This window comes from Sulfuricurvum sp., assembly GCF_022759005.1.
Classification (GTDB): domain Bacteria; phylum Campylobacterota; class Campylobacteria; order Campylobacterales; family Sulfurimonadaceae; genus Sulfuricurvum.
Window position 1 is genome coordinate 1 of the sequence record NZ_JAEMQA010000090.1, and the last position, 11,551, is coordinate 11,551.

The 11,551-nt window shown below is 43.5% G+C and carries 16 protein-coding genes; 14 read left to right on the forward strand and 2 right to left on the reverse strand.

Annotated elements, in window-relative coordinates; translation table 11 throughout:
• Window positions 1–210: 210 nt before the first annotated feature.
• From JHC35_RS06140 to JHC35_RS06195, 12 genes are all read left to right on the forward strand, one after another.
• On the forward strand, window positions 211–1,023 hold the full coding sequence (locus JHC35_RS06140) for a flagellar hook-basal body protein (protein ID WP_295043039.1): 813 nt from the start codon (window positions 211–213) through the stop codon (window positions 1,021–1,023).
• Between the two features lie 17 nt (window positions 1,024–1,040).
• Window positions 1,041–1,829, forward strand: coding sequence for a flagellar basal-body rod protein FlgG (gene flgG, locus JHC35_RS06145; protein ID WP_295043041.1), 789 nt, complete (start codon window positions 1,041–1,043; stop codon window positions 1,827–1,829).
• Window positions 1,830–1,956: 127 nt separating this feature from the next.
• On the forward strand, window positions 1,957–2,325 hold the full coding sequence (locus tag JHC35_RS06150) for a methionine-R-sulfoxide reductase (protein WP_295043043.1): 369 nt from the start codon (window positions 1,957–1,959) through the stop codon (window positions 2,323–2,325).
• A gap of 78 nt (window positions 2,326–2,403) precedes the next feature.
• A complete protein-coding gene (locus JHC35_RS06155) occupies window positions 2,404–2,907 on the forward strand; it encodes a 3-isopropylmalate dehydratase small subunit (RefSeq protein ID WP_295043045.1) in 504 nt (167 codons plus the stop codon).
• Window positions 2,908–2,911: 4 nt separating this feature from the next.
• Window positions 2,912–3,988: a 3-isopropylmalate dehydrogenase gene (gene leuB, locus JHC35_RS06160; protein ID WP_295043046.1), complete on the forward strand. Its 1,077-nt coding sequence runs from the start codon at window positions 2,912–2,914 to the stop codon at window positions 3,986–3,988.
• Complete coding sequence (locus tag JHC35_RS06165; RefSeq protein ID WP_294918279.1) at window positions 3,976–4,224, forward strand: tetratricopeptide repeat protein; 249 nt, start codon at window positions 3,976–3,978, stop codon at window positions 4,222–4,224. Before leuB ends, JHC35_RS06165 begins: the two co-directional genes overlap by 13 nt.
• Window positions 4,215–4,583 carry a hypothetical protein gene (locus JHC35_RS06170; protein ID WP_295043048.1) on the forward strand — a complete coding sequence of 123 codons (369 nt, stop codon included), beginning with the start codon at window positions 4,215–4,217 and terminating at the stop codon, window positions 4,581–4,583. The genes JHC35_RS06165 and JHC35_RS06170 overlap by 10 nt, the downstream gene beginning before the upstream one ends.
• 26 nt (window positions 4,584–4,609) lie before the next feature.
• Complete coding sequence (purU, locus tag JHC35_RS06175; protein WP_295043051.1) at window positions 4,610–5,449, forward strand: formyltetrahydrofolate deformylase; 840 nt, start codon at window positions 4,610–4,612, stop codon at window positions 5,447–5,449.
• Window positions 5,450–5,920, forward strand: coding sequence for a tRNA (cytidine(34)-2'-O)-methyltransferase (locus tag JHC35_RS06180; RefSeq protein WP_295043053.1), 471 nt, complete (start codon window positions 5,450–5,452; stop codon window positions 5,918–5,920).
• 2 nt (window positions 5,921–5,922) lie between these two features.
• On the forward strand, window positions 5,923–6,054 hold the full coding sequence (locus tag JHC35_RS06185) for a hypothetical protein (protein ID WP_295043054.1): 132 nt from the start codon (window positions 5,923–5,925) through the stop codon (window positions 6,052–6,054).
• Window positions 6,055–6,275: 221 nt separating this feature from the next.
• Window positions 6,276–6,935, forward strand: coding sequence for a LexA family transcriptional regulator (locus JHC35_RS06190; protein ID WP_295043056.1), 660 nt, complete (start codon window positions 6,276–6,278; stop codon window positions 6,933–6,935).
• 14 nt (window positions 6,936–6,949) lie between these two features.
• Entirely contained in the window at window positions 6,950–8,419 is a 1,470-nt protein-coding gene (locus JHC35_RS06195) for an SH3 domain-containing C40 family peptidase (protein WP_295043058.1), read from the forward strand.
• A gap of 1 nt (window position 8,420) precedes the next feature.
• Here JHC35_RS06195 and JHC35_RS06200 read toward each other — a convergent pair whose 3' ends face one another.
• Complete coding sequence (locus tag JHC35_RS06200) at window positions 8,421–8,726, reverse strand: hypothetical protein (protein WP_295043060.1); 306 nt, start codon at window positions 8,724–8,726, stop codon at window positions 8,421–8,423.
• Window positions 8,727–8,796: 70 nt separating this feature from the next.
• Window positions 8,797–9,993: a tetrahydrodipicolinate N-succinyltransferase N-terminal domain-containing protein gene (locus JHC35_RS06205; RefSeq protein WP_295043062.1), complete on the reverse strand. Its 1,197-nt coding sequence runs from the start codon at window positions 9,991–9,993 to the stop codon at window positions 8,797–8,799.
• A 107-nt stretch (window positions 9,994–10,100) separates the two neighbouring features.
• On the opposite strand from JHC35_RS06205, the gene JHC35_RS06210 reads away from it, so the two are divergent.
• Complete coding sequence (locus JHC35_RS06210; RefSeq protein WP_295043064.1) at window positions 10,101–10,586, forward strand: ankyrin repeat domain-containing protein; 486 nt, start codon at window positions 10,101–10,103, stop codon at window positions 10,584–10,586.
• The gene (htpX, locus tag JHC35_RS06215; RefSeq protein WP_295043066.1) at window positions 10,573–11,463 is read left to right on the forward strand and encodes a zinc metalloprotease HtpX; all 891 of its coding nucleotides are present in this window, start codon (window positions 10,573–10,575) and stop codon (window positions 11,461–11,463) included. Before JHC35_RS06210 ends, htpX begins: the two co-directional genes overlap by 14 nt.
• Window positions 11,464–11,551 lie beyond the last annotated feature (88 nt).

Below are 11,551 nucleotides of genomic sequence, written 5' to 3' on the forward strand. Positions count from 1 at the left end.
CAATTTTTGGATTTATGTTCGGAAAATAGGGTTTCGAGATGTTTATTTAGATCTTTGACGCTCATACGAGAAGGGCTCCCTTTACTGTTAAAAAGATGTGGATTATACCGAAATTTTTCTTAAAGTGCAGTTTTGTCCGACTAAAAGGGAAAAAAACAATATTGGAACACTTGTTGCTATTTGACACTAACAACTTCACAAGGATGATAAATGCAGACCGGATATTATGCAGCTACCGGTGGAATGGTTGCTCAATTTAATCGTATGGATACGATTGCATCCAATCTCGCAAATGCCAATACGGCAGGCTTCAAACGTGATCAGGTAATTACAGGCGATTTCGCCCGTTTGTATAAAACGGCACAAAGTGAATTGCCGATCGCCAATAATACGGAAGACGCGGCGCAGTATTTTAACCGTGCCATGAGCCGTGTCCCGCAGATTACCGATGCCTACACCGATTACAGTCTCGGGTCGATGCAAGAGACAGGAAATACCTTTGATCTTGCCCTTTCCAAAGAAGGGCAGTTTTTTGCCGTAAAAACACCACAGGGAATCCGTCTGACTCGTGAGGGAGCATTTACACTGAATGATGAGGGCAAGCTAGTAAATAAACAAGGTTACGAAGTGCTCTCAACCGATAAAACAGAGATTACGTTCAATCCTCAAGACAGCGTCATCACAATCGACAAAAACGGTCAGGCTATGACGAATGTACCGGGAACGACTCAGATGGTAGCCAATAAAAAGCTTCTTGTTGTCGAGCCGCAAAATCTCCGAATGCTCAAAAAAGAGGGAGAAAATTTGTATGTGCCTGATCCTGCTGATCCGTTGAAACCAAAAGATGAAAGCGGAAGCGTCATGCAGGGATTTACCGAAAAAAGCAATGTCAACGCGGTGAATGAAATGATCGCACTGGTCGAAGCAAACCGTTTGGTCGGAATGTATCAAAAAGCGATGGATTCGCAGATGAATGACCTCAACCGTGATGCCATTGAAAAACTAGCCGTAACACGCCGATAAATTAAGGAGATAACACTATGATGCAATCACTCTATACCAGCTCCACTGGGATGCTGGCAATGCAAAGTCAGATCGATACGACTGCAAATAACGTGGCCAACGTTAATACGATGGGATACAAAAAATCGCGTGCCGAGTTTGCGGATTTGATGTACAAAGTTATGACGTATGCCGGAACCTCTACCAGCGATACGACCAAATCTCCGACCGGTATCGAAGTGGGGCTTGGGGTACGTCCTACTGCCGTCAATAAAATTTTTAGCGAGGGGAGTTTGAAACAAACCGACAATACGCTTGATCTTGCGATTACAGGAAAAGGCTTTTTCAAACTTCAGCTTCCAAACGGTACGGAAGTGTATACCCGTAACGGATCGTTCAAGGTTGATCAAAACGGAACACTCGTCAATTCAGATGGCTATACCGTAACTCCTGAGGTAGTTATTCCCGAAGATGCGACGAGTATCAGTATCGGGACTGATGGCATTGTGAGTGTTATTCAAGCCGGTCAGGCACAAGCGACGCAAATCGGGCAAATATCTCTGACCAATTTTATCAATCCTGCCGGTTTACATGCGATGGGGGATAACCTTTTTGTTGAAACAGATAGTTCCGGTCAACCGATTGAGGGAACTCCTGGAGAAAACGGACTAGGAAATATCCGTCAAGGTTTTGTTGAACTTTCGAATGTTCAGCTAGTCGTTGAACTGACCGATTTGATTACCGGTCAGCGCGCATACGATGCAAACTCAAAAGTCATTACCACGAGTGATGAGATGCTTGCAACAACGAACGGCCTCAAACGTTAACGCTAAACTTCTCTTTCTCTTAGCCGGGGCTTTTTCCCGGAAGGCACTTTTTATCTTCAATTTCATTTTTAGCTTTTGACACTATGATCCTCATTGACTAAATTTCAATCCGATAGCTAGGAAAAACATGAACTACAATAGATTAACTCCCGAAGAAGAGTATGTCATTTTACGCAAAGGGACAGAACGCCCCTTTGGAGCGAATTATGAAAAATTTTTACATGAAGGAAATGGGATTTATGTATGCCGCCAGTGCAATACCCCGCTGTATACGTCTAAAAACAAGTTCGATTCTCATTGCGGTTGGCCGAGTTTCGATGATGAGATTGCGGGTGCGGTGAAACGAGTTCCTGATGCCGACGGACGACGTGTAGAGATTATTTGTGCCGCGTGTGGCGGACATTTGGGACATGTGTTTATCGGAGAGCGAATGACACCGAAAAACACCCGTCATTGCGTCAACTACACATCCATAAAATTTATTTCTGCAGAGTGAGATTATCGGGTTTTAAAACTCTTTCAACTCTTATAGGCTATAATCCCTCTAATTTTACGTAACCATTAGGATTTTTTGATGCAGAAAATTGAAGGTAAAGTTTGGAATTTTGGTAAAGATATCGATACCGACCTCATTATCGCCGCCCGTTATCTCAACACGTCAGACCCGAAAGAGCTTGCTAAACACGTCATGGAAGACGCCGATCCGGCATTTGTGAGCAAAATGACTCCGGGCGACATCATTGTCGCCGATGAAAACTTCGGATGCGGTTCGTCTCGCGAACACGCCCCTATCGCCCTCAAGGCAGCCGGCGTCGCGGCGGTTATCGCTCCGACATTTGCCCGTATTTTTTACCGCAACGCATTTAACATGGGATTGCCGATTTTTGAGCTTCCTGAGAGTCTGGAGATCAAAGAGGGTGAATCGGTTAGTATCGATATGGATGCAGGAACCATCACCAACACGACAAACGGAAAAGTATACAACTTTATCCCAATTCCGCCGTTCATGCAAGAACTGATCTCTGCAGGCGGTTTGATGAACTATGCAGAAGCCGAAATTGCCGCAGGGAGAAAATAAGTAGATGAAAAGTTATAACATTGCATTGATTAAAGGGGACGGGATCGGTCCTGAGATCGTTGATGAAGCGACCAAAGTTTTAGACGCGGTTGCCGCATGCGAAAATTTAGAGTTCAATTATCAAGAAGTTTTGATGGGCGGATGTGCTTACGATGCGGTGGGCGATCCGTTGCCGCAAGAGACGATTGACGTCTCTTTAGCCTCGGACGCTGTATTATTCGGTGCCATCGGCGGTCAAAAATGGGATACTCTGCCGCGTGAAAAACGCCCAGAGAGCGGATTGCTCCGTTTCCGTAAAGAACTCGGTGTATTCGCGAATCTTCGCCCGGCGAATGTTTATGATGAATTGGTCAATGCCAGCTCATTGAAACCGGAGATCGTCAAAGGGGTCGATTTGATGGTTGTCCGTGAGTTGATCGGCGGGATCTACTTCGGTGAACCGAAAGGGCGTGATGAGAACCGTGGATGGAATACGATGGTCTATACCCGCCCTGAAATTGAACGCATCGCTCATGTTGCCTTTAAAATTGCGATGGAACGTTCTAAAAAAGTGTGTTCGGTCGATAAAGCCAACGTATTGGACGTCAGCCAGTTGTGGCGTGAAGTGGTCGAAGAGGTGGCATGTGAGTATCCTGAAGTGGAGCTCAGCCACATGTACGTGGATAATGCGGCGATGCAGCTTATTCGTGATCCGAAGCAATTCGACGTCATTTTGACCGGTAATATTTTCGGGGATATTTTGAGCGATGAAGCGAGCATGCTCTCCGGTTCTATCGGATTGTTGCCATCCGCTTCTGTTGGGGCAAAAATCGGTGTGTATGAGCCGATTCACGGTTCTGCTCCGGACATCGCAGGGCAGGGGATTGCCAACCCGATCGCTACCATTGCGAGTGCTTCGATGATGCTTCGATTTGCACTGGGTGAAAATCGCGCGGCGGATCGTATCGATTACGGTATCAAACAAGCATTGGCTGAAGGATACCGTACAAAAGACATCGCAGGGTTTGATGCTAAAGAGGTCTGTTCAACAAGTGAAATGGGTTCAATCATCGCTAATTTCGCCGCAAAATGCAAACTTTAACCCTTGCCAATATTTATGAGCTTCAAGGGCTCAAAGAGGACGCTCTTGAAATTTACAAAGAGATATTGAAAAAAGATCCCTCTAATGCCGATGCAAAAATCGCGATTCGCCGATTGTCGGGAATGCGAAAAAAGTTTTTAGGGGTCAACAACGAGATGAAAAGCTATTTCATCGAGATGGAAGAAGAGGCAGAATTTATTCAATTTGAAAGGTGGTTATTGCGCGCATGGAATTAAAAGATGTTATCTTATCCACACTAGCCGAGATTGAAGAGTTGACCACTGCCACGGAACCTGCTGAAAAAGCTATCATTCACCCAAAGCAGGAGAAAAAAACTCCGTTTCAAGAAGAATTGATAGCTGCCCAAAAAATGGTTGTTGAGCCGGTATCTCAGATTGTTGAGACGGTTCATGTTGTGCGAGATGATGAAGCTCGAATGTTGGAGGGGATTCGTGAACGTTTATTGGTCCTTTTTGAAGGATTTCAATCTCCGAATAACAAACAAATTGAGGCAAAAGTCGATTTAACATTGAATTTTTTAGAATATCTTTTGGCGACAATCGACCATCGTTTAGAGATAATAAAAGAATCGTAACTCTTTTTTTACCATAGGATAGATGAATGAATGAACATTATCGCGTATTGATTGATTGCAGTGATGAAAAAGGTTTGGTATATAAAGTATCAGGAGTCTTTTTTAATCGCAATCTTAATATTATTTCTAATAACGAATTTGTAGACAAAGCACAAAATAAATTTTTTATGCGCAGTGTCGTCGCCGGTGAGATCGCACCTGAAATGTTAGAAAATGAATTGCGCGCCGTTCTTCCCGCTACTGCTCAGCTTGAGGTGATTACACCACGCAAAAAGCGTGTTGTCTTGATGGCGACCAAAGAGTCCCATGCGCTTGGAGATATTTTGATTCGCTACGAAGCGGGTGAACTTGACTGTTACATTGTCGGTGTCGTTTCTAATTACGATTTACTTGAACCTTTGGTCTCGAAATTCAATATCCCTTTTTATACGGTATCGCATGAGGGGTGTGATCGCGATGAGCATGAACGTCGTGTTCTTGAGAAGTTGAGAGAGCTCGGTGAGATTGATTACATCGTATTGGCAAAATACATGCGTATTTTGACACCTCGTTTTGTCGAAGCATACGAAGATAAAATAATCAATATCCATCACTCCTTTCTCCCTGCATTTATCGGAGCCAATCCGTATAAACAAGCGTATGAACGCGGTGTAAAAATTATCGGAGCAACAGCCCATTTTGTCAATAATAATTTGGATGAAGGGCCTATTATTGCTCAAGACGTCATTCGTGTCAACCATGCACACGGATGGGAAGAGATGCAGCGTCAGGGGCGTGATGTCGAAAAAATCGTCCTCTCACGAGCACTTAAATTGGCATTGGAAGATCGTATTTTTGTTCATGATAACAAAACGATCATTTTTTAAATGTTTAACATTGTTTTAGTCCATCCGCAGATTCCGAATAATACGGGTGCTATCGGACGGCTGTGCGTTAATACGGCTTCATCGCTTCATCTTATTAAACCGATTGGCTTTGATATTGATGAGAAAGCGGTACGTCGTGCAGGTCTGGATTATTGGCATAAAATCGATTTGCACGTTTGGGAAAATATTGATGCTTTTATGGAGGCTCACACGCATCGTGATCGTTTTTTCTTTGCCACAACCAAAACAGATAGAGCTTATTTTGAGCATACATTTCAAGAGGGGGACTATCTTTTTTTCGGAAGCGAAACCGCAGGGATCCCCTCTGAAATATTAGAGGCGTATCCTGATCGGACGATGACGATTCCGATGACCAAAGAGGGTCGAAGTCTCAACCTCGCGATTAGTACAGGGATAATCCTCTATGAAGCGATCAAACAAAATTTTATGAACTACCGAAAGCTGATGTAACTATGATGCAACTACTTGATACCGTTATGACGGTACTTTTCATCCTTTTTCTAATCTATATTTTTCGCGGTTATCATCTTTCCCGTTTGGATAAAATGGAAAAAGAAGAAAACGAACAAAAAGATTCCGATTAAAAAAGTTTTTCTGCCCAAATTCCCATCTTTCGCTCAAATTTATCCATCCATCCGTTTGCTTGGCGAATTACTTTTGCCATTGTCAGCTCCTTGACTTTAATTAGGCAAATCGTAAAATAATTTTCAAATCAAATAAAAAAATATGACATTTTGCAATATATTTGATTTTTATGTGTCATAATTCTTATAATACACTATCGATAATCCAAAAGGATACTATTATGAAAACATTCAGTGATATTGTCGAGACGATCAAAGATATAGTCTCTTCGGAATTTCCCGAAAAAAAAGTGTTTGATAAAGATGTAGCAGATTTGCTGGAAATTTCGCAGATGAATTTTGCTACGATGAAGAAGCGTAATAAAATTCCTTTTAATGAACTGCTCGATTTTTGTGCCAAACGCTCCATCGCGATCAACTGGCTTCTCTATAATCAATCTCCGGAGAGTTTGATCGAACCGACAAACCGCTTTTATATGGTACGTTATTTCTCTTCGATAAACGCCTCAGCAGGGGGAGGCGCAGAAAATGAAGAGTTGGATTACGAACCTCTGATGCTTGAAGAGAATTTCGTCCTCTCCTTGGGAGGCGAAAAAGAGCTACGCCACATTGAAGCGATCAATGTATCGGGTGATTCGATGGAACCGTCGTTTAGCTATAATGATATTATTTTTATCAACCGCTCGAAAACCGACATCAGCCGTGGCGGAATTTTTACGATTCGTACCGAACATGGACTTTTTATCAAACGGTTACAAGTACGAATTGATGGTAAACTGGATATTATTTCAGATAATAAAGACTATCCGACGTATGTCGCCCGCAAAGATGAAGTAGAAATAATCGGACGTGTCGTGGGGAGATTCGGCGGAGTCGAATAAAAGTGAAACGATACATGAAAACAACGGTTTGGATGAGCGGAATTTTATTAATGGCATTAGGAGGGTGTAGTACCCATACCCCTAACATTGAATCTCCCTCAAAACCCTTGCCGCCGTTTCCGAAAAATGATGTGAATCAAACTTTATTATCCGATCCGTTTTGCTGCATGTTCCCCCAGGATTTGGATGTGAAACTTCCAGAGTATGGTCCGAAAATAAACGATTTAGAGCGATTTGAACAATCCATGGTTCCTTACGTCGAGCAAAATAGTGTTGACAAAGAGAATCTCTTTGATGTCCAAATGACGTTTGAAGATCGCTATTATTCACCGTGGTACTATACGCAAGCACCGCAAAAAGTTCAAGATGTGACATGGCCGCTACGGGCTTTTCGCGGTGGTTATGGGAATAATTTAGTTCCTGTTCCCTCGTCGTGGTTCGAAGGGATGAAAAATCAGTCCAATTTTGATGCCTACGGAAGTCTCAATAAAAAAGCGATTACCCTCAAATGGATGAATATACGGGCTTTTCCAACGGATAAGCCATTGTATAAAGATCCCTCCAAAGCGGGAGATGGCTATCCGTTTGATCTTCTGCAAAACAGCAGTGTCAATTATAATGAGCCTGTTTTTGTTTCGCATACTTCAAAAGACGGTGCATGGAGCTATATTTTTACCAACAATGTCTCAGGATGGGTCCCTTCTGATGGTATTAGTTTGATCGATGATACAACATCAGCAACGATAAAAAAATCAGAAAAAGTTTTTATTGTAGAAGATAATATCGCCCTTTATGATGCTTCCAACCGATTCGTTACTTATTCGCGTATCGGTATGGTTCTCCCGTTGGAGAGGGAAGAGGGGGAATATTATTACGTCAAAGCGGTTGATGCAAACGGTACGTTAAAAATACTCTCGCTACCCAAACATGCGGCGCATATCGGTGTGAGTAGATTCAATAAGAATGATTTGATTTCTATCGGTAATCAGTTGCTAAAAAACACCTACGGGTGGGGTGGCATGTACGGTGAAAGAGACTGTTCGTCGATGATCCGCGATTTTATGACCCCTTTTGGTATATGGTTGCCGAGGAATTCGGCATCGCAATCAAAAAAAGGTGAAGTGATCTCTTTTGCAGGTATGAGTAATGAAGAGAAACTCTCTGTAATTAAAGCACAAGGCGTCCCTTTTGAAACCATTATTTATCTCAAAGGGCATGTTCTTTTGTACGTGGGTACCTATCAGGATAATGTAATGGTGATGCACAACTTCTGGGGAGTGAGAACTATCGATAAAACCGGAAGTCAAGGACGCCATGTCATAGGAAAAGCAATTATCAGCACATTGGAACTGGGATCCGAATTACCCGACTATGACCCGTCAATGAAATTGCTTTCACGTGTGGAGAGTATGAATATTTTTACAAAAACAACTACCCCTTTGGCCACTCAGGCTAAGAGCATCGCCAAGAAAAAATCGCTGTAGACTATCCTCGAATGTCGAGTAATGATCCGTACATTTCATCTTGGGTCCGGATTGCCTGGATATTTGCCTGAGTTGTTTTTTCAATCGTTGTTTGTTCACTCAGCTCTTTTGAGAGATCGGTTTGTGATTTTTCACTCCCGTTGGATGTTGCCATCTCTGTATTGGCTTTGGTTCCGCTATTTTGTGTTTCACTGATCGTTGTCTCTTGAGGGACAAATTTATCGGTATTTACATTGGCAACATTGTTGGCGTTTGCATTCATCCATGTCTGATTGGAGATGATGGAGGAGGCATTTGAGCTTATCACGAGAAGCTCCTTTGTTTAGATAGCGATCAGTATAAATCCCATCACCTTAAACGGTGATAGAAAATACAGATTAGTGTAGATCCGCGTTGAGTTTTACTTCACGGGTAGAACGGCGGATAAGCAATTGCCCTGTGATTGAGTCTTGGCGATAATGGATACCGTTCAACCCAACTAAGTCTTTCCCCTTGAAGCTTGTGCCGCTAAGGGTTTTAGACGGATTCGCCTCTTGGATTTTGGCGAGCTCTTCGGCACTGACCGCAAACTTGGTTCCCGCTAAAACAGCGATTCCCGCATCGACAATACATCCATCACCGAGTGCGATACCCGTAACTGAGTTGGCACCCAAGAGGGTGTTTTTACCGATAGTGACCGGAATACCGTCCGTTCCGCTAAGAACACCGAGAATGGAAGCACCTCCGCCTACGTCTGAGCCGTCGCCGACAACCGCTGAACTTGAAATACGTCCCTCTACCATGCTGACACCGGTTGTTCCCGCATTGAAGTTAACGTAGCTCGCACCCGGCATGATCGTTGTTCCTGCATGAAGCTGTGCACCGAAACGGACTTTTGAATCATCGAGTACACGGGTATTGTTGGCAGGGATGATATGTTGAAGATAGCGCGGAAATTTATCGACGAAATCGATTTTCGGGTATTTGTTCGCAAATTTGAGTTCGATCTCATTTTCACGGAGCCATTCAAGCTCAATCGGCTTACCATCTGACCATGCAACATTGTGCAATGCACCGAACGCACCGTTTAGGTTGAGAGAGCGAAGCGCCGCTTTAGACGTAGAGAGGGCATAAAGTTTGAGGTATGTTCCCTCGACGCTCGTACACGCCACATCGTTGAAAAGTATCACGAGGCGGAATTCGCCATCGCGCATACCGTGCTCTTTGATTTGATTGTACAGCGCTGAGACCACTTGGATGTTTTTGTGAGCATCGCCGAAGGCTTCATCGGCATACGGGGTAAATGCGTTTAGGCACCCCTCTAAAAACTTGGTGGTAACCGGGATGATTACTTCATCGGCGTTGAAATCGATCTCAAAACCTTGTTCTTGGGCACTTTTGATAAAAATAGCCGCACTTCCGAAGTTTTCGTTCCAGTTGATATGCGGATAGGTCGCTTGTAGAATCTTTGAGCTGTCAAGCTGACCGAAATCGACACGGCAGATACCGAATGCAAGGGGATTTTTATATCCGGTACCGGTTTGAATCTCTTGAACGCACGCTTTAAACGCGGCTTCGGTTTCTAAAATTTCCATATTTTCTCACTTGGTGTAAAATTAATATAGAATTTTACCACAAGAGCCTATGGATGGGTTGAATGTTGCGTGTTATACTACCGCTATATTATTAAATTGGAATATCAATGGAACAATGGATTGGTTTACTCAAATCAAACGATTACCTGGGAATCAAAAAGTATCTAAGTAGCGGAGGAAATCCGAATGCTCAAGAGGATAACGGCGAATCGGTGATTTGTTTTGCGATGCGCTATCGGTGCGATCCTGAGATTTTAGAACTGTTGATTGAAAACGGCGCAGATCTTCATCATGTCGATAAAGAGGGAGTTAGTGTTTTTGACGTCGCCGTAACCTACAATAACCTCTCCATCATCAACTTGCTACTGGAAAACGGATTTGACGTGAATGAACCGACACGCAAAAGCGGCTTTACTCCACTGATGGGTGCTGTATGCTATGGACGGATCGACGTTGTTAAAAAATTGCTGGAGAAAAACGCCGATATTGTTGTACGGGACAATCACGGATTTAGCGCATTGGATTATGCCCGTAAAATGAATAAAAAATCGATTTTTGCGCTGTTGCAGGAGGAGTTAAATGGAACAAATTAAAACCTTTTTGCTGCTCGGAACACTGAGTATACTGCTCGTTTTTATTGGCGGTTATCTCGGAGGTCAAGGGGGGATGGTGATCGCCTTGTTAATGGCGGGAGGAATGAACTTCTACGCGTACTATTTTTCCGATACGATGATTTTGAAGCACTACAATGCCCAAGAGGTCGATCCGCGCGAAGCACCGATGCTCTATCGTATTGTCGAGCGGTTGGTGGAACGTGCCGATTTGCCGATGCCAAAAGTCTATATCATCCACGATCATATTCCCAATGCGTTTGCCACTGGACGTAATCCTGCGCATGCAGCCGTTGCGATTACAACAGGATTATTGGAATTACTCAATGAAGATGAAGTGGAAGGTGTTATGGCGCACGAACTTTCACATGTTGCGCATCGTGATATTCTCGTAGCGACGGTAGCTGCGACTATTGCGGGTGCTGTCGCGTTTATCGCCAATATGTTGCAATTTGGGGCAATGTTCTCTCATCGGGACAATCGAGTCGGAAATCCGATTTTAATGCTGGTTATGGCGATTTTGCTACCGATTGCTGCGACGGTGATTCAGATGTCGATCAGCCGTTCGCGTGAGTTTATGGCCGATGCGGGGGCTGCGTATCTTACCGGTCATCCCGAATGGCTTCAAAATGCACTGATTAAACTTTCCAACTACAATGCGCGGGGTGAAGTTCACGGTGCAACACCTGAAAATGCCCATATGTTTATCATCAGTCCGTTTGACGGTAAAAATATATCATTTGCTGATTTGTTTCGGACGCATCCGACGACTGAACAGCGATTGGAACGTTTGGAAGCATTAAAAGAAGCAGTAGTATCGCGTCGTTATAACAAACTATACGATCGCCATTATCAATAAGGTAATTATTTAGGTTCGATTTTAAGGGTGATCTGTGTCTTTTAGGATACTATAGGCGATTGATTTGGCATTTAGCGTATTAATAAAG

Bases quoted from the DNA above. Each gene is read 5' to 3' on its own strand.
- JHC35_RS06205 (WP_295043062.1), bottom strand. From the start codon at position 9,993: ATGGAAATTTTAGAAACCGAAGCCGCGTTTAAAGCGTGCGTTCAAGAG.
- JHC35_RS06165 (WP_294918279.1), top strand. From the start codon at position 3,976: ATGCAAACTTTAACCCTTGCCAATATTTATGAGCTTCAAGGGCTCAAA.
- htpX (WP_295043066.1), top strand. From the start codon at position 10,573: ATGGAACAAATTAAAACCTTTTTGCTGCTCGGAACACTGAGTATACTG.
- JHC35_RS06140 (WP_295043039.1), top strand. From the start codon at position 211: ATGCAGACCGGATATTATGCAGCTACCGGTGGAATGGTTGCTCAATTT.
- leuB (WP_295043046.1), top strand. From the start codon at position 2,912: ATGAAAAGTTATAACATTGCATTGATTAAAGGGGACGGGATCGGTCCT.
- JHC35_RS06150 (WP_295043043.1), top strand. From the start codon at position 1,957: ATGAACTACAATAGATTAACTCCCGAAGAAGAGTATGTCATTTTACGC.
- JHC35_RS06180 (WP_295043053.1), top strand. From the start codon at position 5,450: ATGTTTAACATTGTTTTAGTCCATCCGCAGATTCCGAATAATACGGGT.
- JHC35_RS06185 (WP_295043054.1), top strand. From the start codon at position 5,923: ATGATGCAACTACTTGATACCGTTATGACGGTACTTTTCATCCTTTTT.
- flgG (WP_295043041.1), top strand. From the start codon at position 1,041: ATGATGCAATCACTCTATACCAGCTCCACTGGGATGCTGGCAATGCAA.
- purU (WP_295043051.1), top strand. From the start codon at position 4,610: ATGAATGAACATTATCGCGTATTGATTGATTGCAGTGATGAAAAAGGT.
- JHC35_RS06210 (WP_295043064.1), top strand. From the start codon at position 10,101: ATGGAACAATGGATTGGTTTACTCAAATCAAACGATTACCTGGGAATC.
- JHC35_RS06155 (WP_295043045.1), top strand. From the start codon at position 2,404: ATGCAGAAAATTGAAGGTAAAGTTTGGAATTTTGGTAAAGATATCGAT.
- JHC35_RS06195 (WP_295043058.1), top strand. From the start codon at position 6,950: ATGAAAACAACGGTTTGGATGAGCGGAATTTTATTAATGGCATTAGGA.
- JHC35_RS06170 (WP_295043048.1), top strand. From the start codon at position 4,215: ATGGAATTAAAAGATGTTATCTTATCCACACTAGCCGAGATTGAAGAG.
- JHC35_RS06190 (WP_295043056.1), top strand. From the start codon at position 6,276: ATGAAAACATTCAGTGATATTGTCGAGACGATCAAAGATATAGTCTCT.